We start from the raw sequence: 24,002 nt of genomic DNA, 5'->3' as shown, positions 1-24,002 counted from the left end.
TTCGACGTGCGGTGCAGCGGCGGCGCGGCGGTCTCCTCGCCGGGTTCGGTGCGGCTCCCGTACGGACCGCGCGGTCCGTCCAGGGTAATCCGTGCCGGAGACACCCCCGCGACCCCGCCCGCGCCCCGCCCCGTACCCCCTTCGCGGATCGCGCCCGGGGCCTGGCGGATACTGGGGCGCATGGCTTACGACGATCTCCGCTCGCTGCTGCGGGCTCTGGAGCGCGACGGCGACCTCAAGCGCATCACGGCCGAGGTCGATCCGTACCTCGAAGTCGGCGAGATCACCGACCGCGTGAACAAGGCCGGCGGACCCGCGCTGCTCTTCGAGAACGTCAAGGGCTCCGCCATGCCGCTGGCGATGAACGTCTACGGCACCGACCGCCGGCTCCTCAAAGCCCTCGGCCTCGGCTCGTACGCGGAGATCGGCGAGCGCATCGGCGGGCTGCTCAAGCCCGAACTGCCGCAGGGCTTCACGGGCGTACGCGAGGCGTTCGGCAAGCTCGGCACCATGGCGCACGTACCGCCGCGGAAGGCGAAGGACGGCCCGGTCCAGGAGGTCGTGCTCACCGGCGACGACGTCGACCTCGACACGATCCCCGCGCTCTTCACCTGGCCCCAGGACGGCGGGTCCTTCTACAACCTGGGCCTCACCCACACCAAGGACCCCGAGACCGGCGTCCGCAACCTCGGCCTCTACCGCCTCCAGCGCCACGACCGCCGCACCATCGGCATGCACTGGCAGATCCACAAGGACAGCCGCAACCACTACCAGGTCGCCGCCCGCCGGGGCGAGAAGCTGCCCGTGGCCATCGCCTTCGGCTGCCCGCCGGCCGTGACGTACGCGGCGACCGCGCCGCTGCCCGGCGACATGGACGAGTACATGCTCGCCGGCTTCATCGGCGGCAAGCGCGTCGAGATGGTCGACTGCAAGACCGTGCCGCTCCAGGTCCCCGCGCACGCCGAGGTGGTGCTCGAAGGCTGGCTGGAGCCCGGCAAGGAGCTACCCGAGGGCCCGTTCGGCGACCACACCGGCTTCTACACCCCGCAGGAGCCGTTCCCCGCGCTGACCATCGACGCCGTCACCATGCGCCGCCGCCCGCTGCTGCAGTCCATCGTCGTCGGCCGCCCGCCGACCGAGGACGGGCCGCTGGGCCGGGCCACCGAGCGGTTCTTCCTGCCGCTGCTGAAGGTGATCGTGCCGGACATCGTGGACTACCACCTGCCGGAGGCGGGCGGCTTCCACAACTGCGCGATCGTCTCGATCGACAAGAAGTACCCGAAGCACGCGCAGAAGGTCATGTCCGCGATCTGGGGCGCGCACATGATGTCGCTGACCAAGCTGATCATCGTGGTCGACGCCGACTGCGACGTGCACGATCTCCACGAGGTCGCCTGGCGGGCGCTCGGCAACACCGACTACACCCGCGACCTGTCCGTCGTCGAAGGCCCGGTCGACCACCTCGACCACGCCTCGTACCAGCAGTTCTGGGGCGGCAAGGCGGGCATCGACGCCACCGCGAAGCTGCCCGAGGAGGGCTACACCCGCGGCTGGCCGGAGATGGTCGTCTCCGATCCGGACACGGCGGCGAAGGTCGACGCCCGGTGGCGGGAGTACGGCCTGTGACGGCCGCGGGGAGCGTCGTCGGTCCCGGCCCCGCCCGGTCGGGCAGCGGGGTACGGGCGTTCTTGCGGCTGGTGATGATCGAGCACTCGATCTTCGCGCTGCCGTTCGCGTACATCGCCGCGCTGACGGCCATGCTGGTCGACGGCGACGGGGCGATCGAGTGGGGGACGCTGCTGCTCGTCACCGTCGCGATGGTGGCGCTGCGGACCTTCGCGATGGCCGCGAACCGGATCATCGACCGCGAGATCGACGGCCGCAACCCGCGCACCGCCCACCGCGAACTGGTCACCGGCGCGGTCTCCGTACGCTCGGCGTGGACGGGCGCGCTGATCGCGCTGGCGATCTTCCTGGGCGCCGCGGCGCTGCTGAACCCGCTGTGCCTGGTGCTGGCGCCGGTCGCGGCGGTGCCGATGGTGGTCTATCCGTACGGCAAGCGGTTCACCACGTACCCGCACGCGATCCTCGGCCTGGCCCAGTCGATCGGCCCGATCGGCGCGTGGCTGGCGGTCACGGGGGAGTGGTCGTGGCCGGCGGTGCTGCTGGGGCTCGCGGTGGGCGTGTGGATCGGCGGCTTCGACCTGATCTACGCCTGCCAGGACGTCGACACCGACCGCGCCCAGGGCATCCGCTCGGTCCCGGCCCGCTTCGGCATCGCCGGCGCGCTGTACGGGGCGCGGGTGGCGCACGTCGTGACGATGGCGCTGTTCGTCTGGTACGCCCTGGCGACGGACGCGGGCGCGCTGTTCTGGGTCGGCCTGGCGGTGGTGGCGGGCGTGTTCGCGTACGAGCACAGCATCGTCCGCCCGGACGACCTGAGCCGCCTGAACCGCGCGTTCTTCACCCTCAACGGCGTGATCGGCATCATCCTCTTCTGCTGCGCCGCCGCCGACCTCTTCGTCCGTGACCTGAGCCTCTGACCCGGCGGGGTCATGCCGCCCGGCGGCCGACGTGGAGTACCAGCACGGTGACCCTGCCGTCGTCGATCCGGTAGATCGCCCGGTAGCGGCCGACCCGCAGGCGGCGCTTGTCGGTGCCCCAGGGAGCCGAGTTCTTCGGGCGCTGCTCCGTGGCGAGCGTGTCGATGCCGTCGACGAGCGCCCGCAGCCCGGCGGGGTCGTCGTCGAGGAAGCCGGCGGCCGCGTTCACGGCATCGGTCTCCCAGACGACTTCGTGGCTCACCCGCCGAGTCCCAGTCGCCTGCGTACCTCGTCGTGCGGCACGTACGTGTCCTCGCCGCGGGCCTTGCGGGCTTCGTACTGCGCGACGGCAAGGGCGTCTTCCAGGTCCTCGATGTCCCCTATGCCGACGATCATCGCGGCCGGCTCACCGTGGTCGGTGATGATGGTGCGCTCGCGGCCGAGAGCGGCACGGCGAACGAGCGCGCCGAACCGGCTGCGTGCTTGCGCGATGGGCAGCGTCTCACTCATGCATCAACTGTACAGAAGATATATGTCTTGTCTGCCCTCAGGGCTTGGTGAACGGGAGCGCGACCGGTCGCGGGTACGACCACAGCACACCGTTCTTGGCCCGCCTGCAGCCGACGATCGCGAAGGCGAAGGACGTCGCCAGGTGCACCCCCCACGCCGTCATCGGCACCGCCGGCACCCACTCCGGCCAGCCCTGTTCCTCGGCCAGGTAGATGCTTCCGCCCGTCAGCGCGCCGAAGACGACGACCGCGACGATCTGGGTGATGCCCCAGTTCAGGCCCTCGGTGCCGTGGTGGCGGACGAACGGGTCCCCGGACTTGCCGCGGATGTTGAGCGGCCCGATCCAGGCGACCAGGAAGCCGATGCAGCAGGCGCCGGTACCGGCGATGAAGATGAGCAGGGCGGAAAGGTGCGCCCACATCGCCGCGTCGGGCGGCGGCTTGCCGGGCGGGCCGTGCGGGTAGAGCTGCGGCGGGTACGGGACGGCGGGGCCCGGACGCGGGGAGGGGACGGGGGCGCCCTGCGGTGCGTACGGCGTCGGGGCACCCGGCGGTGCGTACGGCGGCAACAGCGGTGGCTGCTGCCCGGCCGGGTCTCCGGGCGGCTGTCCGGCCGCCCGGTCGTCGTTCCGGTCCTGCTCGGTCATGCGTCCCATCCCCCAGGCGATCGTCCGCTGCGGACGCAGACCCTAGCCCGCCTGAAGCGCACCCCTCCTGCGGTCGCTGAAGTAGAAGGCCGCCAGGACGCCGCCCAGGAGGCCGAAGAGGTGGGCCTGCCAGGAGATCGACTGCTCCAGGACCTGGTCCGTCGGCAGCGCGCCCCACACCATCGAGCCGTAGACCAGGGCGACCACGATGCCGATCAGCACGTCGGACATCCGCCGGTCGACGAAGCCGCGCACCGCCACGTAGCCGAAGAGGCCGAAGACGACGCCCGACGCGCCCGCCGTGGCCGTGCCCGTGGGCGAGACCAGCCACACCCCGAGCCCGCTCACCAGCATGATCACCGCGACCACGCCCACGAACCGCCCGATCCCGCGCATCGCCGCTATGAAGCCCAGCACCAGCAGCGGCCCCGTGTTCGCCGACAGGTGGTCCCAGCCGAAGTGCATGAACGACGCCGGGATCACGTCCCGCAGCTCGCCGAAGTCGCGCGGCGTGATCGCGTACGTGTCCAGCTTGTTGCCGCCGGCCTGGTCGACCGCCTCCAGCACCCACAGCAGCGCCACCCAGGCGAGCATGACCACCGCGGCGCGCTTCACGTATATTCGCCCGCGCGGCGGCCGGGCCGCCCGTGCGGGTCGCGCGGCGGGGGTGCCGCGCCCGTAAGGTTCGTACATCACCCGAGCCCCCTTCGGACCAGTGTGTCCTCCCTGGGGGAAACGCAGGCGGCCTGCGTCGCGGTTCCCGGCGCCGGATAGGCTCGCCGGGTGGAGCCGCCGCACCAGACGCCGTACGAGGACCCGGACGGGCCGCCGTCCGGGGAGCCGCACGCCGAGCCGCACGCCGGGCAGCCGGGCCGCGACCGGCGCCGGCCCTGGGTCGTCGGCGTCTCCGGCGCCTCCGGCACCCCCTACGCCGCCGCCGTGCTGCGCGCGCTGCTGCAGGCCGGGGAGGCGGTCGACCTCGTCGTCAGCAGGGCCGCGCGGCTGACGCTGCTGGACGAGACGGGCGGCCCGTTCCGCGACGCGCACTGGCGCGACGACCTGCGGCGCTGGCTCGCCGCCGGCGCCGACGGCAGCCCGGACGCCTTCGACCCGGCGATGGACCTGTCCGCCGTACGGCACTGGGCGGCCGGCGATCTGGCGGCCGGCCCCTCCTCCGGTTCGTACGCCGCGAAGGGCATGATCGTCGTCCCGGCGTCGACCGCCGCGGTGGCCGGCATCGCGCTCGGGCTCTCCAAGGACCTCCTCCAGCGCGCGGCGAGCGTGACGCTGAAGGAGGGCAGGCCGCTCGTCGTCGTCGTACGGGAGACGCCGCTGCCCGGTCCGACGCTGCGGCAGATGGTCGCCCTGGACGAGGCGGGCGCCGTGGTCCTCCCGGCCGCACCCGCCTTCTACGCCGGGGCCACCGGCATCCAGGACCTAGTGGACTTCGTCGCCGGCCGCGCCCTCGACGCCGCGGGCGTGGCGCACAAGCTCTATCGCAGATGGGAAGGGGAGCTGGGGCGCTCTCGCTGATACCGCTGACACCGTAGACAGCACGCAGCACGCAGCACGCAGCACGCAGCACGCAGCAGACAGCCGGGGCAGCCGGCACCGCAGCACGGAAGGCTTGAGATCGCACATGGACGCCGTCGACAGGCAGCTCATCCAGGCACTGCGGGAGAACGGCCGGGCCTCGTACGCCGAGCTGGGCCGGCTCGTGGGGCTCTCAGGACCCAGCGTCACGGACCGGATCAACCGCCTGGAGGCCGCCGGGGTGATCACCGGCTACCGCGCCACCGTCGACGCCGCCCTGCTGGGCCGCGGCGTCACCGCGCTCGTCGGGATCTCGCTCTCCGAGGCGGTGGACCACGACGACGTCGCGGACCGGCTGCGGGACCTGCCGGAGATCGAGGACTGCTTCTTCATCGCCGGGGCGGACTCGTTCATGCTCAAGGTGCGGGCGCCGGACGTGGACGGGCTGGGCAAGACGGTCCGGCGGATGTCGCGGATCAAGGGCGTCTCGCACACGGCGACCACCGTGGTGCTGTCCACGATGTGGGAGAGCAGGGTGGGCGAGATCGCGGAGGAGTAGGCCGCGTAGGCTCGGATACGCGCAGATGCGCAGGAACGTGACTTACGGGCTGGGAGGCGGCGCGTGGACGCAGGGCTCAGGCGCGAGCTGGCGGAGAAGGCGCGCGCGGGCGCACGGCTGAGCCGGGCGGACGGTGTCGCGCTGTACGGGTGCGGTGACCTGGCGTGGCTCGGCGGGCTCGCGCACGAGGCGCGGACGCGGCGGCACGGGGAGCGCGGGTACTTCGCGGCGGCCGCGGACGCCGCGGAGCCGGTGGCGGAGGTCCCGTACGGCGAGGAGGACCCCGGGCAGACCGTCGACGCGCTCCTGGCGCTCCGCGACCGGCAGGACGCAGGCGCCGGCCTGCTGGCCGTCGCGCCGCTGGCGGCGGGGCGGGTCACGGGCGCGGCGGCGCTGAAGACGTTCGCGGTGGCGCGGCTGCTGCTGGACAACGTGCCGCACGTACGGGCCGCGTGGACCGCGTACGGCACGCAGACGGCGCAGCTCGCGCTCCAGCACGGCGCGGACGACTTCGCCCCGGCCCCGGGCGCGGCCGGGATCCTCCCGGTCGCGGAACTCGTCGAGCTGATCCAGGACGCGGGCCTGCACCCGGTCGAGCGCGACGCGCGCTACGACGCCGTCCGCGAGCACGCGGGACCGGACCCGGAGCGGCGCGAGGCGCCGCAGCCGATGCGCTTCTGAGGCCGCGATGACCCTGCGCTACGAGCTGGACCCGCCGGTCACCCCTGCCCTGCGGGACGGCATATGCACGCTCTGGGCCGACGTCAGCAACGCGGGCGGCGCTGTGGGCTTCGTACCCCCGGTGACGCCCGCGGACATCCGCCCGGAGCTGGTCAGGCACCTCGCGGCCATGGCGGAGGGCCGCACCCATCTGATCGCCGCCCTCGACGCGGCGGGCCGCCCGGCCGCCACCGCCTTCCTGACGCTCAACACCCACCGCCTGATGCGGCATTGGTGCTGGCTCTACACCGTGATGGTCCACCCCGGCCGGCAGGGCACGGGCGAGGGCCGCCGCCTGATGGCCGCCGCGGCGGACGCGGCGCGCGGGCTGCCGGGGATGCGGGGGATCCGGCTGACGTGCCGGGGCGGGACGGGGGTCGACACGTTCTACGCGTCCTGCGGCTACAAGGAGGTCGGCCGCGTACCCGACGCGATACGGGTCGCGGAGGACGACTACCGCGACGACATCACGATGTGGCTGCCGCTGCATACTTGAGTACGACCGCACGCGCGTCCCGTACGACCCGCGCGCACCTCGCGCGCATCCCGCACGGAGCACCACCCGCACACAGCACCACCCTGACCGACGGAGCAGAGAGCAGAGAGAAGTTGTCAGCCGTGACCCCCAAACCGAACCCCGCCGTCCGCTACACCGCCATGCGCCTCGGCGTCTTCGCCGCGTCGTTCGTGATCCTGGCCGTCCTGGTCCGGGTCGGCGCGCTCCCGGCGGGCCTGGGCGACTCGAACTACCTGTGGGTCATGCTGCTGTCGATCGTCGTCTCCGCACCGCTGAGCTTCATCCTGCTGCGCCGGCAGCGGGACGAGATGTCGGAGCAGATCGTGGGCCGGGTGCAGAAGTCGAAGGAGCGGCTGGCGGCGAACCGCAGCCGCGAGGACGAGGCGGACGACGAGGCCCGCGGCACCGCGTAGGGCGCGGCGCGAGGACGGCGTAGGCGCGGCGCAGGGGAACGTGAGGGGCGTCACCGTCACCCCCAAAGCCGCACTATGGGAATGTCAAAGCAGGAGTGTTAGTCTTCTCGTCATGACGACGACGGTGCCTGCGCTACGCATGCCTACGAGCCCTCTGCTCGTGGCGCGCCTGCACGTCGATCTGTGCCGCTGCCTGTCGGCGGCATGTCAGAGCCGCTAGTCCCCGCGCTCTGACCGGTCACGCACCACATTCCCCAAGTAGCAGACGCGCGCCCGTCGTCCCGGTCCCGGCACCACCGTGCCCGGACGAGGCGGCCCGGCGCGCCCAGTCACGGAGACGCCCGTGTCCACACCCACCCCCGCCCCCACCGCGCAGCCGCGCAGCGGCTTCCGGATACCCAAGGTGCCCTTCTGGGCCCAGATCCTCGCCGGCCTCGTCCTCGGCGTGCTCCTCGGCTGGGCCGCCCGTACCGGCGACGTCGCCTGGCTGAAGGACACCCTGGACCAGATCGGCACCATCTTCGTCCAACTGCTCAAGCTGGCGGTCGCCCCGCTGGTGTTCTTCGCCATCCTGGTGTCGATCACCAACCTGCGGAACGTCAACAACGCCGCCCGCCTCGCGACCCGTACCCTGCTGTGGTTCTTCGCCACCTCGCTGATCGCGGTCGCCATCGGCCTGGCCATCGGCCTGCTCACCAACCCCGGCGCCGGCACCGACCTCTCCCCGAAGGACGGCGCGGCCCCCGAGGACAGCGGCTCGTGGATCGACTTCCTCACCGGGATCATCCCGACGGACGTCATCACGCCCTTCACCGAACTGAACGTGCTGCAGATCGTCTTCATGGCCGCCGCCCTCGGCGTCGCCGCCCTGAAGCTCGGCGAGAAGGCCCAGCCGATCATCGCGTTCAGCGAAACGATTCTGGAGCTGCTGCAGAAGGCGCTGTGGTGGGTCATCCGCCTCGCCCCCCTCGGCACCGTGGGCCTCATCGGCTTCGCGATCGCCGACTACGGCTGGAACCTGATCAGCAAGTACGCGACCTTCACCGCCGACGTCTACATCGGCTGCGCCCTGGTCCTCTTCGGCGTCTACCCGCTGCTGCTGGCCACGGTCGCCAAGGTCAACCCCCTGCAGTTCTTCCGCGGCGCCTGGCCTGCGATCCAGCTCGCCTTCGTCTCCCGCTCCTCGGTCGGCACGATGCCGGTCACCAAGAAGGTCACCGAACGCCTCGGCGTCCCCAAGGAGTACACCTCCTTCGCGGTCCCCTTCGGCGCGACGACGAAGATGGACGGCTGCGCCGCGATCTACCCGGCCCTGGCGGCCATCTTCATCGCCGAGATCTTCGACGTCAGCCTGGGCCTCCAGGACTACATCCTGATCGCCTTCGTCTCGGTCATCGGCTCCGCCGCCACCGCGGGCCTCACGGGCGCCACCATCATGACCACCCTGACCCTCTCCACCCTGGGCCTCCCCCTGGAGGGCGTGGGCCTGCTGCTGGCGATCGACCCGATCCTGGACATGGTCCGCACGGCGACGAACGTCGCGGGTCAGGCGGTGATCCCGGTGCTGGTCGCGTCGCAGGAGAAGATCCTGGACCGCGACATGTACGACAACGCCACCAGCTTCGACCTCGACGACCCGGACCCGGCAGACCCCACCCCGTCCAAGACCCCGGTCACAGCAGTGGCCTGACCGCCACCGCTCCCAACGCGACGCCCGCAGCCCGGGGCTGCGGGCGTCCGCATGCGCACCCTCGTCAGCCCTGCGGCTCGTGGATGACCACAGCATCGGCTGGCAGGCAGACGAATAACACGCAGCCTTTGTCTAACGGCTGGAGTCGTACAAGGTCGCCGCCCATACTTCGTTGCATCGTTGATTATTTCTCGTTCGGCCCTATGGCGCCGGCTGCATGATTCGGCGGATTTCGTCCGGGGTGAAATGCCTCGCTATCCACACTGTTTCAACGGAGTCCGGGGGATGATGAAATCTTGATTCCCCTCATCGCGGATCGTGTCCAAGCCGACAAAATATCTCACTTCCGCTTCGCCGTCGGCGACTTCTCCGGGTTCCGGCTCATTGGCTTTCTTGACCTGAGTGAAGGTTCGGATCCATAATTCACCGACCGTGTCCGTGAATATGATCCCCCGAAAATCGGAGTTCCCCATTTCGTCGTTCTTGGATAGCGCTCGTGAGGGGAAGGTGACTTTGGTGCATGGTTCCAGGGACTGGAATCCAATGGACTTGCTGTGGGTGGGGGAGAAGATGACGCTGTAAACGGGGTCGAGGGATCTGTTGCTGATGACCCAACGGCTCTTTCCGCCTTCCCGGGTCAACCAGTACGACACCTTCGACGCTTGGCTCTTTTCCTTGGCTTTCGCGTCGTTTCGTGACTGTTCTAACTGGTCCCGGGCCACCAGGGCGCCGTAGTAGGTACTCGCCCCGGTGAACACGAGGGCAAGCGCAGCGACCAGTGCCGAAATCAGTGTGGCTCGCATCGTCCATGTGATGTTCTTGTCATCCGGACTGGCCGGTGGCTCGGGGGATGAAATCCTCCTCGGACGCGGGCGACTCCGGGCAAGCCGGGACCGATCTTGCCTCGTTGGCCGCCGCGACATATCTGCCACTCCCTTGTTGCCGCCTGTCTCGAACTTGCTGAAGGATAATGCGAGGTCCTTCCCTGGCGGAAGGCGCGTGATCCCGAGTTCCTGGCCGTCGGCGTCCTGCTGATGCGTACGTGGATCCCGACGCGCTGCGGCCTCGCCATGTGACCGCCGCCCCCTGGCCGGCCGGCCTCACGTACCTACATGGGGTCCGGCTGTGAACGTCGCGGGTCAGGCGGTGATCCCGGTGCTGGTCGCGTCGCAGGAGAAGATCCTGGACCGCGACATGTACGACAACGCCACGAGCTTCGATCTCGACAACCCGGACCCGGTGGACCCCACCCCACCCAAAACCCCGGTCACGGCCGCGGCCTGACCCTCGACCACGCGATGCCCGCACCCCGGCCCACCCGGGGTGCGGGCATCACGCACGTCCGGCCTCGGTGTCCGCGCAACCCCCCGACCCGGGTGGGACGTCCTATGAGCGTGAGGGACACCGAATGGCCGTCGCGCCGCTTTCTGCCTGCTTTCTGGCTGGCGGTGCTGACCGGAGTGGGGTGCGGGGTCCCCGCCGCCTTGCTCGTCCTGCGTTCGCGGGACTACTGCGATGCCGCGAACGAGCCGGGGCACCGTTTCGGCCTCATCTTCATAGGACTCCCAGCCCTCCTGTTCGTCAGTGCCCTTGCGGCCGTGATCGCCTCGGGTCTTCTGTGGCGCCTGGTCCGGCCCGGTTCCCGGAAGGCGGCCGTCTTCACCGTGGTGCCGATCGCGTTGCAGGTCTCCCTGCTCGTCGGCTGGGCGGCATTCGCGGTTCTCGGCACGCCGGACGGGTATCCCGGCGACTCCGGCCTCTGCCCGGCGAGCAACATCCCGCCCTGGTGGCCCTCCTGGCTGCCCGCTTGAGCGAACCACGGCAGCGGGCCGGGCCGATGCCGGGCCGATGCCGGGCTCGCGGGGAGCCCCGGGGGGCTCTGGCAGACTGCGGGGGTGATCGTCAGACTTGCGGGCGAGCGGGACTTCGGCGGGTTTCTCGGGCTTGCGGGCGGGGTTGAGCAGTGGTTCGGGGCCATGGTCGACGAGCCCGGGTTCCACGAGGCCGTGCGGGAGCACATACGGGGTGGGCTGGCGCTCGTCGCCGTTTCCGGGGGGTCCGTCGTCGGGGGGTTGTTGTTCGGGGGTGCGGCGCCCGTCTTCCGGGTGCACTGGCTGGTGGTCGCCGAGGACGCCCGGGGGCAAGGCGTCGGGCAGGCGTTGATGGGGGAGGCCGAGCGGCGGTTCGTACGGGGGCGGGGGGCCGGGTGCGTCGAGGTGGTGACGTTCGGGGCCGATCACCCCGGGGCCGTCGCCAGCGGGGCGCGGGTCTTCTACGAGCGGCTGGGGTTCAGCCCCGCCGAGGCTGCCCCGGCCGGGCCCGAGGGGGGCTCGCGGCAGGTGTTCCGGCGGGTGGTCGGCGAACCGGCGTAGCCACGGTGCGGGTTCGTACTCAGGTGGGGGTGAGTACCTTCGCTCTGGTTCGGGTCGCGGGCGGGGCACGAGGGTGGGGGTATGCGTCGTGTGCTGCGGATTCTTCTCCTTCAACTGCTCTCCCTCGCCCTCCTGGCCGGTGCCGCCGCCGGGGCCTGGGCCGCGTGGCTCGGCTGGGACCAGGAGCGCGAGGTGGTCGGTGACGTCGAGACCGGGCCGTACGAGGCGTGGCAGGTCGGCGGGTTGGTGCTGACGCTGCTCGTCGCCGTGGCCGTCGTCGCGTACGTGCGGCACTTCGTGCCCGCCGTGCTCGGCTCGACCGCCGGGCTGACCTTCGCCTCGTACTACGACTGGTCGGACGACAACTCCGGGCTCTTCGCCGTCGGGGTCGCGCTGATCCTCATGGGGACCTTCGTCGGGTCCGCCCTCGTCGCCGTTGCCGTGGGTGCCATGCGTGGCGAGCCCGAGGCGGGGCAGGGGGCCTTCGCCGTCTGCCGCTGAAACGGGGCGCCGGCGCGCCCGGGGCAAGCGGAACCGGGAGTACCGGGCGACGCGTCCTCTGGCGGGGTGGCCGGGCGTTCGCGAGAATGCGGCGTCCGCTGCCGCCCGGCGAGTCGTACGAAGCCGACGCGAACGTCACGGAGCCACCCATGACGCAGTCCGCACCACAGCAGCAGCACCCGGCGCCCGCATCCCCCTCGCAGTACCTCAAGGAGATCAACTCCAGACTCCTCCCCGGCCCCGTCGTCCCCCCGCTGCTGCCGCCCGCCGTCCACGCCGACGCCCGCGGCGTCCGCGAAGCGGAGGTGCCCCCCGCCGCCCCGCACGCCCAGCACGGCTCCCTGGCCGACATCCCCTTCGACAACGCCGCCCACGCCCCCGGCGAGCCCGCCCTCGCCCGCCCGCGCGCCGACGGGACCTGGGCCGACGTCACCGCCGCCGAGTTCGCCGAGCACGTCCTCGCCGTCGCCAAGGGCCTCATCGTCCACGGGCTGCGCCCCGGCGACCGGCTCGCGATCATGTCGCGTACGACGTACGAGTGGACCCTGCTGGACTTCGCCGCCTGGGCCGCGGGACTCATCACCGTCCCCGTCTACCCCACGTCCTCCGCCATCCAGGCCCGCCACATCCTGCACGACTCCGGCGCCATCGCCTGCGCCGTCGAGAGCGTCGAGCAGGCCCGCCTCATCAGCGGCCGGCGCCAGGACCTGCCGCACCTCGCCCACCTCTGGCAGCTCGACACCGGCATCCTCGGCCAGCTCGCCGCCGCCGGGCGCGACGTCCCCGACACCCTCGTCCGCCAGCGCCGCGCCGGCCTCGGCCCGGCCAGCGTCGCCACCGTCATCTACACCTCGGGCACCACCGGCCTGCCCAAGGGCTGCGTCCTCACCCACGGCAACTTCCTCGCCGAGGTCGACAACGCCATCGAGCTGCTCTACCCGCTCTTCACCGCCGTCAGCGAAGACCCTCCCGCCACCCTCCTCTTCCTCCCCCTCTCCCACGTCCTCGGCCGCATGACCGCCATCGGCTGCCTCCGCGCCCGCGTCAAGCTCGGCCACGCGCCCAGCATCAAGACCGGCGACCTGCTGCGCGACCTCGCCGCCTTCCGCCCGACGTTCTTCGTCGGCATCCCGTACGTCCTCGAAAAGGTCTACAACACCGGCCGCGCCACCGCGGAAGGCATCGGCCGCGCCGCCTCGTTCGACCGCGCCGCGAAGGTCGCCGTCCGCTACGCCGAGGCCATGGAGGCCGAGCTGCACGGTGAGGGCCCCGGCCCCGGAGCGCGCCTCAGGGCGCTGCGCAAGCTGTACGACGCGCTCGTCTACCGCCGCATCAGGGCCGCGCTCGGCGGCCGCGTCAAGTACGCGATCTGCGGCGGCTCCCCGCTCGGCCGCCGCCTCGCCGCCTTCTACGCGGGCGCCGACGTCATGGTCTTCGAGGGGTACGGACTCACCGAGACCACCGCCGCCGCCACCGTCACCCCGCCGCTCAAGCCCCGCTTCGGCACCGTCGGCTGGCCGCTGCCGGGCACCGCGATACGGATCGCGCCCGACGGCGAAGTGCTGGTCCGCGGCGGCCACCTGTTCTCCGGCTACTGGGACGCCGAGGCCGGCGTCACCCGGCTCGACACCGACGACGGCTGGTTCGCCACCGGCGACCTCGGCGAACTGGACGCCGACGGCTATCTGACGATCACCGGCCGCAAGAAGGACCTCATCGTCACCGCCTCCGGCAAGAACCTCGCGCCCGCGCCCCTGGAGGACAGGCTGCGGGCGCACCCGCTGGTCAGCCAGTGCCTCGTCGTCGGCGACGACCGCCCGTACGTCGCGGCGCTCCTCACCCTCGACCCCGAGGGGCTGCAGCACTGGCGGATGATGCGCAAGCGCGAGTACGTCCCGGTCACGGAGCTGGTACGCGACCCGCTGCTCCGCGCCGACCTCCAGCGGGCGGTCGACGGGGCGAACGAGCTGGTCTCGCGGGCGGAGTCGATCCGCAGGTTCGCGGTGCTGCCGGCGGACTTCACGGAGGAGGCCGGGCACGTGACGCCGTCGATGAAGCTCAAGCGGGCGGCGATCGTACGGGACTTCGGGCACGTCATCGACGAGCTGTACGCGGCCGGAGGCTGACCGGGAACGGCCCCCGGGCCCGGCGGCCCGGGGAACGCGGGTGCGCCCTACCGCCGTTCCGCGTCCGCCAGCAACCTCCGCAGCGACGCCCGCGCCGGCGGGCCCCACGTCTCCTTGCCGCCCTTCCTGCCCCGCACGCCCGCCTCCCCGACGAGCAGCCCGACCAGCGCCCGCAGTACCGCGACGCCGCGGGCGCGGCGCAGCGTCGCCGCGTCGACGGCCGGTCCGTACGCGGTGTAGAAGCGCTTCGCGGCGGCGTCGTCGGGGAGCAGGATCCACGGGGCGGCGAGGTCGAGGGCCGGGTCGCCCGCGCTCAGGTCGCCGAAGTCGATCACGCCGCAGAAGGTGCCGTCGGCGGTGAGGACGTTCGCCGGGTGCAGGTCGCCGTGCTGCCACAGCGCCGGGCCGCTCCACGCGGGCGCGGCGACGGCGTCGTCCCAGACGGCCCGTACGGCATCCGCGTCCGCGACGAGCCCCAGCCCGGCCGCCTCCGCGAGTTGCTGCTCGAACCACTCGGCCGCGTCGGACAGCGGCCCGCCGCGGCCCCGTCCGGTGGGGGCGCCGCCGGGGGCGGGCCGGTGCAGCGCGGTCAGGAACGCGGCGAGGGTGTCGGCGGCGGCCGGGCCGCGGGTGACCGGGGCGCGGTCGGCGGGGGTGCCGGGCACCCAGGTGGTGACGATCCAGGGGCGCGGGAAGCGCTCCGAGGGCTCGCCGATGCGCTGCGGTACGGGCACGGGGAGCGGCAGGTGCGGGGCCAGCCCGGGGAGCCAGGCGTGCTCCTTGCGCAGCAGTTCGTCGGCGGACTCCGTGGCCCACGGCAGGCGTACGGCGAGGTCGTCGCCGAGCCGCCAGAGCTGGTTGTCCCAGCCGCGGGCGCCGAGGGTGAGGGGGTGCCCTGCGAGGTCGGGGTGCTGCTCGCGCAGCAGCTCGCGGATCAGGTCCGCGGTGATCTCGGGGCCGGTGCCGGTGCCGGAGGCGGCGGCGGGCCCGGCCGCGGTGCCGTCCCCGGCGCCGGCTTCGCGCTCGGCCGCGCCCTCGGTCCCGCGCTCGTCCCCGCCCTCGGCTGCGCTCCCGGCCGTACGCTCGGCATCGGCCGCGGCCGCGCCATCCGTCGCGCCACCGGCTCCCGCCGCGTGCCCCGTACCGCCCGTTACGCCTGTTACGCCTGTCTCGTTCTCGGGCTCCGCGCCCGTCTCCGCGTCGCTCATACGACGCCACCGTATCCGGCCCCACCGACACCCGGGCATGAGAAAACCCCCGCCAGGCGGACGGGGGTTCCTCAGGTCAGCGTGGGGCCAGCGTCACGACGGGGAGACGTTGGCCGCCTGCGGACCCTTCGGGCCCTGCTGCACGTCGAAGGTCACCTGCTGGTTCTCCTCGAGCGAGCGGAAGCCTTGGGCGTTGATAGCGGTGTAGTGGACGAAGACATCGGGACCGCCGCCGTCCTGGGCGATGAAGCCGAAGCCCTTTTCAGCGTTGAACCACTTGACGGTTCCGGTAGCCATGAGCCCTCCTTGGGCCAAAGGGTCGCCCTGCCCCAGAGCCTCGAAGAAGCCTGAAAACGACACATGCCCGCGGCGTCACAATCTCCGCAGGCACGGTACTGCAAGGAAACCAAACTGCAACTTGCGGTTGAGCCTAGCACGCGCGAGCCCGCCCCGGTAGGGAAAAGATCACCCTCCGGTGAGCCCCCGTACCCGCGTGCGGTCGGGGCTGCGGTTAGCCTCGGAGCCGTGACAGCACCGCCACCCGACGCAGGAGCTCGGCGCCGGCCACGAGTCGGCCACATCCAGTTCCTGAACTGCGTCCCCCTCTACTGGGGCCTCGCCCGCACGGGCACCCTGCTCGACCTGGAGCTTTCGAAGGACACCCCGGAACGGCTCAGCGAGCAGCTCGTCGACGGGGAGCTGGACATCGCCCCCGTCACCCTCGTGGAGTACCTGCGACACGCTGACGAGCTTGTCGCCCTGTCCGACATCGCCGTCGGCTGCGACGGGCCCGTGATGTCCTGCGTGATCGTCTCGCAGCGGCCGCTGGGGGATCTGGACCGGGAGCGCGTGGCGCTCGGTTCCACCTCCCGCACCTCCGTGCGCCTGGCCGAGCTTCTGATCGGCGAGCAGTACGGCATCACGCCGGACTACTACTCCTGTCCGCCCGACCTCTCCCTGATGATGCGCGAGGCCCAGGCCGGCGTGCTCATCGGGGACGCCGCCCTGCGCGCCTCGCTGCACGACGCCCCGCGGCTCGGGCTGCACGTGCACGACCTCGGGCAGATGTGGAAGGAGTGGACCGGGCTGCCGTTCGTCTTCGCCGTGTGGGCCGTACGCCGCGACTTCCTGGCCCGCGAGCCCGAGCTGGTGGCGAACGTGCACCGGGCGTTCCTCGACTCCCGCGACCTGTCGCTGGCCGAGGTCGACAAGGTGGCGGAGCAGGCGGCACGGTGGGAGTCGTTCGACCCGCCGCTGCTCGAACGGTACTTCCGCACCCTGGACTTCAGGCTGGGCGCCGACCAGTTGGAGGGCATCGACGAGTTCGCCCGCCGCGCGGGCTTCCCGGACGAGGCGCGGGTACGCCTGCTGCCGGCGGGGGGCGCGGCCTAAACTGGGCGGCCACAGGAGGGCGTACGAGGGGCCGTAGGAGCGGCGGGGCCGGGGGGAGTCCATGCAGCCAGCGCAGAGCGGTGATCCCGGGGTCGTCGGGCCGTACCGGGTGCTGGGCAGACTCGGCTCCGGCGGCATGGGCCGGGTCTTCCTGGGCCGCAGCCCGGGCGGCGCCACCGTGGCCGTCAAGGTCGTCCACCCGCACTTCGCGCACGACGAGGAGTTCCGAACCCGCTTCCGCCGCGAGGTCGAGGCCGCCCGCCGCGTCGGCGGCGCGTGGACCGCACCCGTGCTCGACGCCGGGCCCGACGACGACCTGCCCTGGGTCGCCACCGGGTACGTCGCCGGGCCCAGCCTCAGCGACGCGGTCGCCGAGCACGGGCCGCTGCCCGGGGAGACCCTGCGCCCCCTGGGCGCCGGGCTCGCGGAGGCGCTGGCGGCGGTGCACGGGCTCGGGCTCGTACACCGGGACGTCAAGCCCTCCAACGTCCTGCTGACCCTCGACGGCCCCCGGCTCATCGACTTCGGCATCGCCCGCGCCACCGACGGCACCGCCTCGCTGACCGCCTCCGGCGCCTCGGTCGGCTCGCCCGGCTACATGTCGCCCGAGCAGATCCTCGGCCGGCCCGTCACCGGCGCGGGCGACGTCTTCAGCCTGGGCGCCGTGCTGGTCTTCGCGGCCACCGGGCGGTCGCCGTTCCCGGGCGACAGCGCGCCGACGCTGCTGTACCTGGTGGTGCACGAGAAGCCGCAACTGCACGGTCTCACCGGCGAGCTGGGCGAGCTGGCCCTCGCGTGCCTGTCGAAGGAGCCGGCGGCGCGGCCGGGGCCGGCGGAGCTGGTGGAGCGGCTGACAGCGGGCGGCGAGGCGGCGCACCTCGTACGGCCCGGATGGCTGCCGCCGCCGGTCACGGAGCAGATCAGCCGGCGCGCGGTGGAACTGCTGGCGATGGAGGCGCATCCGGCGGCGGCGCCGGAGCGGCGGGACGACGGGCTGCCGTCGGGTCCCGTGCCGCTGCAGCAGGCGGAGTACGGGCCGGGGGCGTTCGGGCCGCCGCCGGTGCTGGACGGCACGGCGGCCGGTGCCGGGTCTGGGCCTTGGGTGAAGGACGCGCAGGCGGCCGCGGCGGGGGCGACGCCGCCGGGCGGGCCCGGTGCCGGGGCCGCGGGCGCCGCGCTCGGCGCCGTCGCGGCGACGCCGCCCGAGCGGCGCGCGGAAGTCGGCCTGCGCTCGCGCCGGTTCAGCTGCACCCTGGTGCTCTCCGTCGCCGGGGTCCTCGCGGCGCTGGTGCTCGGTCTGTTCCTCGTGCCCGGGCTGCTGGGCGACGACGGCGCCGCCGACCGCCCGCAGGCCCAGGACACCACCGGCGGCAGCTCCGCGGGCAACGGCAACCACGGCGGCAACGACAGCGGCAACGAAGACGGCGGCAGCGGCGGGAGCGGCGGGGACTCCGGCGCGGCCACCGACAGCCCGTTCCCGGACCCGACGGAGCGCGTGGACCTGGTCTCCGAGCGGTTCCTCGGCACCTGGAACGGCGAAGTCATCCAGGACGACGGCGTGCCGAACGGCAGCGTCACCGTCGAGATCGAGGAGGGCGGGAAGGGCGAGTACGTCGCGTACTTCGACTACTCGCTCTACGACGTCGCCCACTGCTACAGCCGCGCCAAGCTCACCCACGCCACCGGCGAAACCCTCCTGCTGCGCGAGGAGGACGACCCGTCGCGGAAGAACAGCGAAGGGGTGTGCGCCCCCGGCACTTCGGAGGTGACGCTGATGCACAAGGGCGGCACGACGCTGGAGTACCGCTCCGACGCCGAAGCCTCCGGCAACCCGCGCGCCACGCTGCGGAAGGACGGCGGCTGACGGCGGCGCCCGCCCCGGCGCCCGCCCCTGCGCCGGAGCCGGTGCCCTGCTCCGCGTAGGCTGGGGTCCGCTCGTACGCACCACTCGCGGAAGGGGCCGGTCACCTTGACCACCGATCTGCAGGCAGTCCTGGACCGCGCCGCCGCGGGCGGCCGCGTCACCCCCGGCGAGGCCCTCGACCTGTACCGCTCCGCTCCGCTGCACGCGCTGGGCGCCGCCGCCGACGCCGTACGCCGCCGGCGCTACACCGGGACCGAGCACATCGCGACGTACATCATCGAGCGGAACATCAACTACACCAACGTCTGCGTGACGGCCTGCAAGTTCTGCGCCTTCTACGCCCCGCCCACCGCCAAGGACAAGGGCTGGACCCGCGGCCTGGACGACATCCTGCGCCGCTGCGAGGAGACCGTGCGGCTCGGCGGCACGCAGATCATGTTCCAGGGCGGCCACCACCCCGACTTCGGCGTGGAGTACTACGAAGAGCACTTCTCCGCGATCAAGAAGGCGTACCCGCAGCTCGTCATCCACTCCCTCGGCGCCTCCGAGGTCGAGCACATGGCGCGCATCTCCGGCACCACCGCCGAGGACGCCATCCGCCGCATCCACGCCGCGGGCCTGGACTCCTTCGCCGGCGCCGGCGCCGAGCTGCTGCCGGCCAGGCCGCGCCAGGCCATCGCGCCGCTGAAGGAGAGCGGCGAGCGCTGGCTGGAGATCATGGAGACGGCGCACGGCCTCGGCGTGGAGTCGACGTCCACGATGCTGATGGGCACGGGCGAGACGAACGCGGAGCGGATCGAGCACCTGCGGATGATCCGGGACGTACAGGACCGCACCGGCGGTTTCCGGGCGTTCATCCCGTACACCTACCAGCCGGAGAACAACAAGCTGAAGGGCCGCACCCAGGCCACCACGCTGGAGTACCTGCGGATGATCGCCATCGCGCGGATCTTCCTCGACAACGTGGCGCACATCCAGGGCTCCTGGCTGACCACGGGCAAGGACGCCGGCCAGTTGACGCTGCACTACGGTGCGGACGACCTCGGCTCGGTGATGCTGGAGGAGAACGTGGTGTCCTCCGCCGGGGCCCGGCACCGCTCGAACCTGCGCGAGATCATCGAGATGATCCGCGGCGCCGACCGGGTGCCGGCGCAGCGTGCGACAACGTACGAGCACCTCGTCGTGCACGACGACCCGGCGGACGACCCCGTGGACGACCGCGTCGTCTCGCACCTGTCGTCCACCGCCCTCGACGGCGGCACGGCGCACCCCGAACTCACGCTGGTGGAGGCCGACCGGTGACGCGCGCGACCCTGGAGAAGCAGCCGCACGAGGTGGCGGCGATGTTCGACGACGTCGCCGCGAACTACGACCTCACCAACGACGTCCTCTCCCTCGGCCAGGCGCGGCTGTGGCGCAAGGCGGTCGCCCGCGCGGTCGACGCGCGGCCGGGGCAGCGGGTGCTGGACCTGGCGGCGGGTACGGGCACGTCGTCGCTGCCGTTCACGGCGGCGGGGGCGTACGTGGTGCCGTGCGACTTCTCGCTGGGCATGCTGCGCGAGGGCAAGCGGCGCCACCCGCGGCTGCCGCTGACGGCCGGGGACGCGACGCGGCTGCCGTTCGCGGACGGGGTGTTCGACGCGGTGACGATCTCCTTCGGGCTGCGCAACGTCCAGGAGACGGCCGCGGCGCTGCGCGAGATGCGGCGGGTGACGCGGCCCGGCGGCCGGCTGGTGATCTGCGAGTTCTCGCACCCGACGTGGGCGCCGTTCCGGACGGTCTACACGGAGTACCTGATGCGCGCGCTGCCGCCGCTCGCGGAGCGGGTGAGCAGCAGCCCGGACGCGTACGTCTACCTCGCGGAGTCCATCCGCGCCTGGCCGGACCAGCCCGCGCTGGCCGCGGAACTCGGCGCCGCCGGCTGGACCCGCCCCGCATGGCGCAACCTCAGCGGCGGCATCGTCGCCCTCCACCGCGCATACGCCCCGAGCTGAGCCGGCCGGGTTCCGGGGGGTGGCCGGACACGGCCGGGGTGGACGCGAGGGTGTCGGTGGCGGCACCTAGAATGCGGGGAACGACCTGCGTTCCTGGGAGCCGCCGTGACCGACGCCTCTGAGTCCACCCGCACTGCCGATGTGATCGTCGTCGGGGCCGGACCGGCCGGCTCGACGACCGCGTACTACCTCGCGAAGGCCGGGCTCGACGTCCTGCTGCTGGAGAAGACGGCGTTCCCCCGCGAGAAGGTCTGCGGCGACGGGCTCACCCCGAGAGCGACGAAGCAGCTCATCGCGATGGGCATCGACGTCTCGGAAGAGGCCGGCTGGCTGCGGAACAAGGGCCTGCGGATCATCGCCGGGGGCAACAGGCTGCAGCTCGACTGGCCGGAGCTGGCCGCGTACCCGGACTACGGGCTGGTGCGCAAGCGCGACGACTTCGACCAGCAGCTCGCCCAGCAGGCGCAGAAGGCGGGCGCCCGGCTGTACGAGCGGTGCAACGTGGGCCAGCCGGTCATCGACGAGCGCAGCGGCCGGATCACCGGCGTGCACGCCAAGCTCGGCGAGGAGAAGACGCCCGTCACCTTCCACGCCCCGCTGGTCATCGCCGCCGACGGCAACTCCTCCCGGCTCTCCCTGGCCATGGGCCTCCACCGCAACGAGAAGCGCCCGATGGGCGTTGCCGTACGGACGTACTTCACCTCCCCGCGGCACGAGGACGACTATCTGGAGTCCTGGCTGGAGCTGTGGGACAAGCGCGGCCCCGAGGACCGGCTGCTGCCCGGGTACGGCTGGGTGTTCGGCATGGGCGACGGCACGTCCAACGTCGGCCTCGGCATCCTCAACTCCTCGTCCGCCTTCAAGGAGCTGGACTGGCGGGACGTGCTCAAGGCGTGGTGCTCCTCGATGCCGGAGGAGTGGGGCTACACCCCGGACAACATGACGGGCCCCATCCGCGGCGCCGCCCTGCCGATGGCCTTCAACCGCCAGCCGCACTACGACCGCGGCCTGCTCCTCGTCGGCGACGCCGGCGGCATGGTCAACCCGTTCAACGGCGAGGGCATCGCGTACGCGATGGAGTCCGGCCAGATCGTCGCGGACGTCGTCGTCCAGGCCCACGGCCGCTCGACGCCCGCCCAGCGCGAGCTGGCGCTCCAGCGCTACCCGAAGGTCCTCAAGGACACCTACGGCGGCTACTACCAGCTCGGCCGCGCCTTCGTCCGCCTGATCGGCAACCCGAAGGTCATGAAGATCGCCACCGAGCGCGGCCTGACCCACCCGGTCCTGATGCGCTTCACCCTCAAGCTGCTGGCGAACCTCACGGACCCCCAGGGCGGGGACGCCATGGACCGCATCATCAACGGCCTGACGAAGGTCGCCCCCCGAGCTTGAGAATTCGCGCACACGCGCCTGGGACACCTACGCGAGAGCCCCCGCCGGCAGTCCGGCGGGGGCTTCTCGCGTAGGCGGGTGTGCGGGTGTGCGGCAGGGCTCAGAGGACCCGCACGGCCGACGTGGGCATGTAGTACGACATCTCCTGGATGACCACGCCCTTCGACGGGTTGGCCGCGTCCAGGTACTTGCCGTCGCCGATGTAGACGGCCACGTGGTACGCCGAGCCGGTGCCGCCCCAGAAGACCAGGTCGCCGGGCTGGACGTCGGAGACCGCGACCGGGGTGCCGACAGTGGACTGCTCCGCGGCGGTGCGGGGGAGCTCCACTCCGACGGTGCGGAACGCGGCCTGGGTCAGGCCCGAGCAGTCGTACGACGACGGGCCGGTGGCGCCGAGCACGTACGCCTTGCCGACCTGGGCGTTGAGGAAGTCCAGCACCGTGCCGACGCTGCCCGACGCGGCCGGGGCTGCCGCGGGAGTCTCGGCGGCGGGCGCGGAGTCCTCGGCGGGGGCGTCCGAGGAGGCCGAGGCGGCGGCCAGTTCCTCGCGCTCCGCGGCACGGGCCGCTGCGCGCTCCCTGGCGCGCTCCTCGGCGGCGGCGCGGGCCTCCGCCTCCTTCTTGGCCTTCGCGGCCGCCTTGCGGGCGTCCTCGGCGGCCTCCTGCGCGTTCGTGCGCAGTTCGAGGCGCAGGGCCGCGGTCTGGGTGGCGTCGGCGCTCTGCTCCACGCCGGTGGTGAGGGCCGTGCTCACGTCCACGGTGGGGAGTGCGGCGGTGGCCTCCGTGGCCGTCGAACCGGTGCTCTTGCTGGTGTCGGCGAGGGCGGGAGCGGACGCCGCCGTCGCGACCATGGTGCCGAGGGCGCCACCGGCGACTCCGGTGCGGACGACCCACGCGGGGGCCTGCCGGCGCCGGGGCTTCCGGTGGCTGGGTATGTGCGGTTTACGGGACATGAACACCAGCGCTATCAGGGAGAAGGACCGTGTTTCAACAGTCGTGGGATGCGCCACACTTGGCGCCCCCCTCTGTGAAATGAGGCATTTGGGCGGTCTGTTCCCCGGGTGCTCTCCGGCGGCCGGCCTTCCCCGCGTCGTTACCTCCCTGATACGCCCGGCATTTGGCCGCCCCGCCGAACGTTGCCGGACGGTTATCACTTCTGCCGCCGCAAACCAAGCAAGGGTGGTTGCTCCGTAACTCGTACTGTGGTCCAAATCACTCGGATCCGTTTCCGCGCCCGCGCTGCCCGCGGAGGCGCTTGCGCGTGTGCGGGAACGTGCCGGGACACCCGAATAACAATTGAGCGCGACGGCGCTCGAATTCGCCTCCGGTCGCGCCACGGTGAAATCGCCCGTCCCCCGAACCCCATCGCCCCCGCCTCGCTGACCTGCGGACGGCCGCCGGTGGCGGAGATCCGGTGATCGTTCCGTCGCACCGCGCGGCCTGCTCCGCGGGCATTCGCGCGTCCGATCGATCACCGGGTGGTTAAGATCACAAACCCGTAGGGGACCCCCGTGTCACAGATCACAGAGCGATGGGCATAAGATGCCCATCAGTAGGGCTTGTGAACTGCCTCACATGTGAGCGATCTTGGTGGGGCAGGAACGCGAGTCCGGTGTGGACTTGCAGGCAGTCATCGTCGACTGGAGAGGAGCGGGGCCAGCGGTGAACGTATACACGCCGATCCTCGTGCTCGGAGCCATTGCGGCGGCCTTCGCGGTGTTCTCCGTGGTCGCGGCGGCGCTGGTGGGTCCGAAGCGCTACAACCGGGCCAAGCTCGAGGCCTACGAGTGCGGCATCGAGCCGACGCCGATGCCCCCCGGTGGGGGCCGCTTCCCGGTCAAGTACTACCTGACGGCGATGTTGTTCATCATCTTCGACATCGAGATCGTCTTCCTCTACCCCTGGGCCGTCTCGTTCGACGCCCTGGGGATCTTTGGGCTCGTGGAGATGCTGCTCTTCGTGCTCACCGTCTTCGTCGCGTACGCCTACGTGTGGCGCCGCGGCGGACTGGAATGGGACTAGG

Annotated in this window: 27 protein-coding genes; 19 read left to right on the top strand and 8 right to left on the bottom strand. The window is 72.1% G+C overall.

The window, feature by feature from the left end:
- Positions 1-180: 180 nt before the first annotated feature.
- Both ACFYVJ_RS02900 and mqnP read left to right on the top strand, forming a co-directional pair.
- Complete coding sequence (locus tag ACFYVJ_RS02900) at positions 181-1,626, top strand: menaquinone biosynthesis decarboxylase (RefSeq protein ID WP_388885957.1); 1,446 nt, start codon at positions 181-183, stop codon at positions 1,624-1,626.
- Positions 1,623-2,543: a menaquinone biosynthesis prenyltransferase MqnP gene (mqnP, locus tag ACFYVJ_RS02895; protein WP_388885954.1), complete on the top strand. Its 921-nt coding sequence runs from the start codon at positions 1,623-1,625 to the stop codon at positions 2,541-2,543. The genes ACFYVJ_RS02900 and mqnP overlap by 4 nt, the downstream gene beginning before the upstream one ends.
- Positions 2,544-2,553: 10 nt before the next feature.
- Here the strand turns inward: mqnP and ACFYVJ_RS02890 are convergent, their stop codons facing one another.
- Genes ACFYVJ_RS02890 through ACFYVJ_RS02875 form a run of 4 tightly spaced genes read right to left on the bottom strand, consistent with a single transcriptional unit; the run spans position 2,554 to position 4,314 of the window.
- Entirely contained in the window at positions 2,554-2,805 is a 252-nt protein-coding gene (locus ACFYVJ_RS02890) for a type II toxin-antitoxin system RelE/ParE family toxin (protein ID WP_388885951.1), read from the bottom strand.
- Positions 2,802-3,053, bottom strand: coding sequence for a type II toxin-antitoxin system Phd/YefM family antitoxin (locus ACFYVJ_RS02885; protein ID WP_388885948.1), 252 nt, complete (start codon positions 3,051-3,053; stop codon positions 2,802-2,804). Before ACFYVJ_RS02885 ends, ACFYVJ_RS02890 begins: the two co-directional genes overlap by 4 nt.
- Positions 3,054-3,090: 37 nt before the next feature.
- Entirely contained in the window at positions 3,091-3,699 is a 609-nt protein-coding gene (locus ACFYVJ_RS02880) for a DUF4870 domain-containing protein (protein ID WP_388885946.1), read from the bottom strand.
- Between the two features lie 42 nt (positions 3,700-3,741).
- Complete coding sequence (locus ACFYVJ_RS02875; protein WP_388885943.1) at positions 3,742-4,314, bottom strand: rhomboid family intramembrane serine protease; 573 nt, start codon at positions 4,312-4,314, stop codon at positions 3,742-3,744.
- Positions 4,315-4,482: 168 nt separating this feature from the next.
- On the opposite strand from ACFYVJ_RS02875, the gene ACFYVJ_RS02870 reads away from it, so the two are divergent.
- The 6 genes from ACFYVJ_RS02870 to ACFYVJ_RS02845 all read left to right on the top strand — a co-directional run bounded on the left by ACFYVJ_RS02870 (position 4,483) and on the right by ACFYVJ_RS02845 (position 9,131).
- Positions 4,483-5,232: a UbiX family flavin prenyltransferase gene (locus tag ACFYVJ_RS02870; protein ID WP_388885940.1), complete on the top strand. Its 750-nt coding sequence runs from the start codon at positions 4,483-4,485 to the stop codon at positions 5,230-5,232.
- Positions 5,233-5,338: 106 nt separating this feature from the next.
- Positions 5,339-5,791, top strand: a complete 453-nt coding sequence (locus ACFYVJ_RS02865; protein WP_018840218.1) for an Lrp/AsnC family transcriptional regulator — start codon at positions 5,339-5,341, stop codon at positions 5,789-5,791.
- 63 nt (positions 5,792-5,854) lie between these two features.
- On the top strand, positions 5,855-6,472 hold the full coding sequence (locus ACFYVJ_RS02860) for a hypothetical protein (protein WP_388885937.1): 618 nt from the start codon (positions 5,855-5,857) through the stop codon (positions 6,470-6,472).
- A 7-nt stretch (positions 6,473-6,479) separates the two neighbouring features.
- The gene (locus ACFYVJ_RS02855) at positions 6,480-7,007 is read left to right on the top strand and encodes a GNAT family N-acetyltransferase (protein ID WP_388885935.1); all 528 of its coding nucleotides are present in this window, start codon (positions 6,480-6,482) and stop codon (positions 7,005-7,007) included.
- A 122-nt stretch (positions 7,008-7,129) separates the two neighbouring features.
- Entirely contained in the window at positions 7,130-7,441 is a 312-nt protein-coding gene (locus ACFYVJ_RS02850; RefSeq protein WP_388885933.1) for a DUF4229 domain-containing protein, read from the top strand.
- 343 nt (positions 7,442-7,784) lie between these two features.
- Positions 7,785-9,131: a dicarboxylate/amino acid:cation symporter gene (locus tag ACFYVJ_RS02845; RefSeq protein ID WP_388885931.1), complete on the top strand. Its 1,347-nt coding sequence runs from the start codon at positions 7,785-7,787 to the stop codon at positions 9,129-9,131.
- Between the two features lie 254 nt (positions 9,132-9,385).
- Here the strand turns inward: ACFYVJ_RS02845 and ACFYVJ_RS02840 are convergent, their stop codons facing one another.
- A complete protein-coding gene (locus tag ACFYVJ_RS02840) occupies positions 9,386-9,934 on the bottom strand; it encodes a hypothetical protein (protein ID WP_388885929.1) in 549 nt (182 codons plus the stop codon).
- 322 nt (positions 9,935-10,256) lie between these two features.
- On the opposite strand from ACFYVJ_RS02840, the gene ACFYVJ_RS02835 reads away from it, so the two are divergent.
- The 5 genes from ACFYVJ_RS02835 (at position 10,257) to ACFYVJ_RS02815 (ending at position 14,130) form a co-directional block, all read left to right on the top strand.
- Positions 10,257-10,415 carry a hypothetical protein gene (locus ACFYVJ_RS02835; protein WP_388885927.1) on the top strand — a complete coding sequence of 53 codons (159 nt, stop codon included), beginning with the start codon at positions 10,257-10,259 and terminating at the stop codon, positions 10,413-10,415.
- 110 nt (positions 10,416-10,525) lie between these two features.
- Positions 10,526-10,942 carry a hypothetical protein gene (locus ACFYVJ_RS02830; protein WP_388885924.1) on the top strand — a complete coding sequence of 139 codons (417 nt, stop codon included), beginning with the start codon at positions 10,526-10,528 and terminating at the stop codon, positions 10,940-10,942.
- Positions 10,943-11,026: 84 nt separating this feature from the next.
- On the top strand, positions 11,027-11,503 hold the full coding sequence (locus tag ACFYVJ_RS02825) for a GNAT family N-acetyltransferase (RefSeq protein ID WP_388885921.1): 477 nt from the start codon (positions 11,027-11,029) through the stop codon (positions 11,501-11,503).
- Positions 11,504-11,584: 81 nt separating this feature from the next.
- On the top strand, positions 11,585-12,004 hold the full coding sequence (locus ACFYVJ_RS02820) for a hypothetical protein (protein ID WP_388885918.1): 420 nt from the start codon (positions 11,585-11,587) through the stop codon (positions 12,002-12,004).
- A 149-nt stretch (positions 12,005-12,153) separates the two neighbouring features.
- Positions 12,154-14,130 (top strand): AMP-dependent synthetase/ligase, encoded by a 1,977-nt coding sequence (locus tag ACFYVJ_RS02815; protein WP_388885915.1) that lies wholly within the window; start codon positions 12,154-12,156, stop codon positions 14,128-14,130.
- Positions 14,131-14,177: 47 nt separating this feature from the next.
- Here the strand turns inward: ACFYVJ_RS02815 and ACFYVJ_RS02810 are convergent, their stop codons facing one another.
- Both ACFYVJ_RS02810 and ACFYVJ_RS02805 read right to left on the bottom strand, forming a co-directional pair.
- Complete coding sequence (locus ACFYVJ_RS02810) at positions 14,178-15,080, bottom strand: aminoglycoside phosphotransferase family protein (protein ID WP_388886158.1); 903 nt, start codon at positions 15,078-15,080, stop codon at positions 14,178-14,180.
- A gap of 351 nt (positions 15,081-15,431) precedes the next feature.
- A complete protein-coding gene (locus tag ACFYVJ_RS02805) occupies positions 15,432-15,635 on the bottom strand; it encodes a cold-shock protein (RefSeq protein WP_018840208.1) in 204 nt (67 codons plus the stop codon).
- A gap of 228 nt (positions 15,636-15,863) precedes the next feature.
- Between ACFYVJ_RS02805 and ACFYVJ_RS02800 the strand changes: the two genes are divergently transcribed.
- The 5 genes from ACFYVJ_RS02800 to ACFYVJ_RS02780 all read left to right on the top strand — a co-directional run bounded on the left by ACFYVJ_RS02800 (position 15,864) and on the right by ACFYVJ_RS02780 (position 21,980).
- The gene (locus tag ACFYVJ_RS02800) at positions 15,864-16,730 is read left to right on the top strand and encodes a menaquinone biosynthetic enzyme MqnA/MqnD family protein (protein WP_388885911.1); all 867 of its coding nucleotides are present in this window, start codon (positions 15,864-15,866) and stop codon (positions 16,728-16,730) included.
- A 61-nt stretch (positions 16,731-16,791) separates the two neighbouring features.
- Positions 16,792-18,594, top strand: coding sequence for a serine/threonine-protein kinase (locus ACFYVJ_RS02795; RefSeq protein ID WP_388885908.1), 1,803 nt, complete (start codon positions 16,792-16,794; stop codon positions 18,592-18,594).
- Between the two features lie 105 nt (positions 18,595-18,699).
- Positions 18,700-19,896 (top strand): cyclic dehypoxanthinyl futalosine synthase, encoded by a 1,197-nt coding sequence (gene mqnC / locus ACFYVJ_RS02790; protein WP_388885905.1) that lies wholly within the window; start codon positions 18,700-18,702, stop codon positions 19,894-19,896.
- Entirely contained in the window at positions 19,893-20,588 is a 696-nt protein-coding gene (locus ACFYVJ_RS02785; RefSeq protein WP_388885902.1) for a demethylmenaquinone methyltransferase, read from the top strand. Before mqnC ends, ACFYVJ_RS02785 begins: the two co-directional genes overlap by 4 nt.
- A 105-nt stretch (positions 20,589-20,693) precedes the next feature.
- Entirely contained in the window at positions 20,694-21,980 is a 1,287-nt protein-coding gene (locus ACFYVJ_RS02780; RefSeq protein ID WP_388885899.1) for a geranylgeranyl reductase family protein, read from the top strand.
- A gap of 100 nt (positions 21,981-22,080) precedes the next feature.
- Here the strand turns inward: ACFYVJ_RS02780 and ACFYVJ_RS02775 are convergent, their stop codons facing one another.
- Positions 22,081-22,830: a C40 family peptidase gene (locus tag ACFYVJ_RS02775; protein WP_388886156.1), complete on the bottom strand. Its 750-nt coding sequence runs from the start codon at positions 22,828-22,830 to the stop codon at positions 22,081-22,083.
- Positions 22,831-23,641: 811 nt separating this feature from the next.
- Here ACFYVJ_RS02775 and ACFYVJ_RS02770 point away from each other — a divergent pair.
- A complete protein-coding gene (locus tag ACFYVJ_RS02770) occupies positions 23,642-24,001 on the top strand; it encodes an NADH-quinone oxidoreductase subunit A (RefSeq protein WP_018840719.1) in 360 nt (119 codons plus the stop codon).
- Position 24,002: the final 1 nt, after the last annotated feature.

The sequence above is a fragment of the Streptomyces sp. NPDC004134 genome (assembly GCF_042874195.1).
Lineage (GTDB): Bacteria > Actinomycetota > Actinomycetes > Streptomycetales > Streptomycetaceae > Streptomyces.
Note: the sequence above shows the minus strand (reverse complement) of the source record. Positions and strands in the feature narration are given on the sequence as shown.